The 3351-nt window shown below is 67.0% G+C and carries 3 protein-coding genes; 2 read left to right on the top strand and 1 reads right to left on the bottom strand.

Annotated features, from left to right (window positions below; all coding sequences use genetic code 11):
- Together B3873_RS11105 and B3873_RS11110 are read left to right on the top strand one after the other, a co-directional pair.
- On the top strand, positions 1–2017 hold a 2017-nt coding region (locus B3873_RS11105; protein ID WP_286866043.1), incomplete at its 5' end, for an autotransporter outer membrane beta-barrel domain-containing protein.
- A 73-nt stretch (positions 2018–2090) separates the two neighbouring features.
- The gene (locus B3873_RS11110; RefSeq protein ID WP_286866045.1) at positions 2091–2951 is read left to right on the top strand and encodes an alpha/beta hydrolase; all 861 of its coding nucleotides are present in this window, start codon (positions 2091–2093) and stop codon (positions 2949–2951) included.
- A 101-nt stretch (positions 2952–3052) separates the two neighbouring features.
- On the opposite strand, the gene B3873_RS11115 is transcribed toward B3873_RS11110, so the two are convergent.
- Positions 3053–3351 (bottom strand): malate:quinone oxidoreductase (locus tag B3873_RS11115; protein ID WP_286866047.1); only part of this gene is annotated, 299 nt, incomplete at its 5' end.

Genomic DNA, 3351 nt, shown 5'->3' on the forward strand with positions numbered 1-3351 from the left:
CACCGGCAACACCACCGGACGCGGCACCGGCGGGGCCAACGGTGTCAACGGCGCCAAGGCGTACATCGTCAACGATGGCAGCATCACCGGCAACAAGGGCATCGCCATCGGTCTGGTCGGCAATTACGATGACACGCTCATCAACAACGCCAGCGGCGTCATCACCGGCGGCGCCCAGGCCACGCTCACCGGCCAGGGTGGCAGCACCGTACCGGGCGCGGCGGTGCAGATGGGCGGCGGCAACGATACGCTGATCAACTACGGCCGCATCGAAGGCAAGAATGGTCTGGCCATCGACATGGGCGACGGCGACGATTCACTGCAACTGCTGGGTGGCACCGTGATCGGCACCATCAATGGCGGCGCAGGCATCGACACGCTCACCACCGGCGGCACGCAGACCTTTGCGGCAGGGGTGCTGTCGGGTTTCGAAAACTACATCGTGCGCGACGGCGTCACACGCTTCAATTACGACCTCGGCACCGTCAACAACATGACCGTCAATCAGGGGGCGGTACTGCAGGTCAATGGCGCTTTCGGCACCAGCGGCAACCTCGCCATCAACGGCGCATTCCAGGCGGCGGAGGGCACGGCCACGCGCACCATCAACGTCGGCGGCAATCTCTCCGTGGGCAGCAACGGGACCCTGCAGGTGGCCGTGGCGGGACCGCAAGCCGATCGGATCAATGCAGCCGGCAGCGCCACGCTGGCCAACGGTGCGACCCTGCAGCCGGTGGTCAAGACCTATGTCCCCAATACCGCACGCTGGACCATCCTCTCGGCCGCAAGCGGCCTGTCGGTCGATGTGTCGACGATCCAGCTGGCCGACACCGCCACGCTGGACTACGGTCTGCAAGTCTCGGGCAATGACCTGATCCTCACCGCCCAGCGTACCGCCAGCGTGAGCGACGTCAGCGGCAGCCCGCTGGGCCGTGCGCTCGACGCGCTCGGCAACAACAGCAGCAACGCCCAGGTGCAGAACCTGCTGGCCTCGCTGGATGCCTTGCCCACGGCCGCCGCCTATCGCAGCGCGGTGCGCCAGTTGCAACCGGAAACCAATCGCGCCAGCCAGCAGGCGGCGCAGGTCTCCATGGGCAGCGTCTTCTCGGCCGTGGCCGGACGCGTGGACAGCGCGCGCGGCGATGCACCCGTGGCCAGCCAGGGTGGCAGCGGCGTGGCCACCGGTGAAGCCGCCGCACGCGGCCGTGTCTGGCTGCAAGGTCTCGGTGCCTGGGGCCGACAGCAGGCCCGCGCCGGCGCTGATGGCTATGATGTCAGCGCCTACGGCATGGCCGCCGGCATGGAGACCGACCTCTCCGCCCGCGAAGTGGCCGGCCTCACGCTCGGCTACACGCGTGCCGGCACGCGTGGCAGCGACAACGCCAGTGGCAATGACGTCAACGTCGATGCGGTGCATGTGGGCGGCTACGTTGGCCTGGACATGGATGGCTGGACGCTCGACGGCGCGCTCATGGTGGGCGGCAATCATTACAGCAGCCAGCGTGCCATCAGCTTCCTCGGCCAGACCGTCAGCGGCAGCTACAACGGCTGGCAGGTCGGTGCCCGCGTGGAAGCCGGCCTGCCCTTCGCCCTCAGCCAGCGCTGGTCGGGCCGCTGGCTGGCCGGCCTGCGCCTGTCGCACCTGAGCAATGAGGGCTACACCGAAAGCGGCAATGCGGCGCTGGCGCAGAACGTGGAATCCAGCCGTGCCAATTCGGTACAGCCGACCCTGGGCGTGGAATTCAATCGCCTGAGCGACAACGGCGACCGCCTGCAACTGCGTGCGCGCTACCTGCACGAGCTGGCGGGCAACCCGGATGTCACCGCCAGCTTCGTGGCCGGCGGTCCCAGCTTCACCACCGCAAGCACCGCGCCCAATCGCGATGCCGTGCAACTGGGCGTGAGCTATCGCTTCAACGGGGCCCAGGGCAGCTATGGCACGCTGGGCTATGACGCCGAAGTCCGCGACCGCTCGCTGATGCATCAACTGACCGCACGTGTGGGCTGGCTGTTCTGATGCTGTCCTGCCCATGAAACAAGGCCCGCAGCTTGCGCTTGCGGGCCTTTTTCACTCCGGCGACAATCGCCCGATGCGCTCCTCTTTCCTCTCCCGGTTCCGGCTACCCCGCCCTGCCCTGGCCCTCGCCAGCCTCGCCCTGCTGGCCGGCTGCGCCAGCGATCCCGATCTCGTGCAACGTGCCGATGCCCTGGTCGCACCTGCCGGCCTGCAACGCGAGGAAGTCCGCGGCGGTCCTTTCGTACTGACGGCCTACGTGCACGCGCGCCCGAAAGCCCCGCTGTTGCGCGTGTATCTGGAAGGCGATGGCCGTGCCTGGATCACGCGCAATCAGGTCTCCCCCGATCCGACGCCCCATACCGCCATGGGCCTGCGCCTGGCCGCCAGCGATGGCGGCGACGTGGTGTATCTGGCGCGGCCCTGCCAGTTCACGCCGATGGCGCGCAATCCGATCTGCCAGCCGGAGTACTGGGCCGGCCTGCGCTATTCCCCGCTAGTGGTGAGTGCCATGGATGAAGCCCTGAGCCGCTATGTGGCGCGGCTGCAGCCGGCCCGGCTGGAGCTGGTGGGATTCTCGGGCGGCGGTGCCATCGCCGTGCTGCTGGCGGCGCGGCGCAAGGATGTGAGCGCCATCCGCACGGTGGCCGGCAATCTCGATCACGTGGCCGTCAATCAATGGCACAAGGTCTCGCAAATGCCGGGCTCGCTCAACCCCATCGATGTGGCGGCGCAGGTGGAGCGCATCCCGCAACTGCATGTGAGCGGTGCCGAGGATACCGTCATCCCCACTGCCATCACACACAGTTTCGTCGACCAGGTCGGCCGCTGCGCCGGACTGGTGACCGTGCAGGGCATGGCGCACCAGAGCGACTGGGATCGACTCTGGCCCAAGCTGCTGGCAGTGCCCCTGCCTTGTACTGCCAAGCAGCCCTGACCGATCCACCATAAAAAATGGGTAGCCGGGAAAATCCGGGCTACCCATTTTTCTAACAAAACTTCATATCGTGATTGCCTGAAAAACAGGCAACCCCGCCATCACAGCGCCATATCGGCCGATGCGTTGGCTTTTGGCTTTTCCATGCTGCCACCCTTGCCGGTCTGGCCGGCCGCCTTGGGGGCGATCACCGGCGGCGGCATCAGTTGCAGCACGTCGGCGGTGTAGGCCCACTCCTTGGCGACCTGGTCCGGGTGGTCATTGAGCTTGGTGCCATAGCTGGGCACGATCTGGCGCACCTTCTGCTGCCATTCGGGCGTAGCCAGCTTGTCCTTGAAGACCTTCTGCAGCACGGTCAGCATGATCGGCGCGGCGGTCGAGGCACCGGGCGAGGCACCCA

This window comes from Herbaspirillum sp. UBA812 (genome assembly GCF_002296545.1).
GTDB lineage: Bacteria > Pseudomonadota > Gammaproteobacteria > Burkholderiales > Burkholderiaceae_D > Herbaspirillum > Herbaspirillum huttiense.

Excerpts from the sequence above, each read along its gene's own strand:
- B3873_RS11110 (WP_286866045.1), top strand. The coding sequence starts at position 2,091 with ATGCGCTCCTCTTTCCTCTCCCGGTTCCGGCTACCCCGCCCTGCCCTG.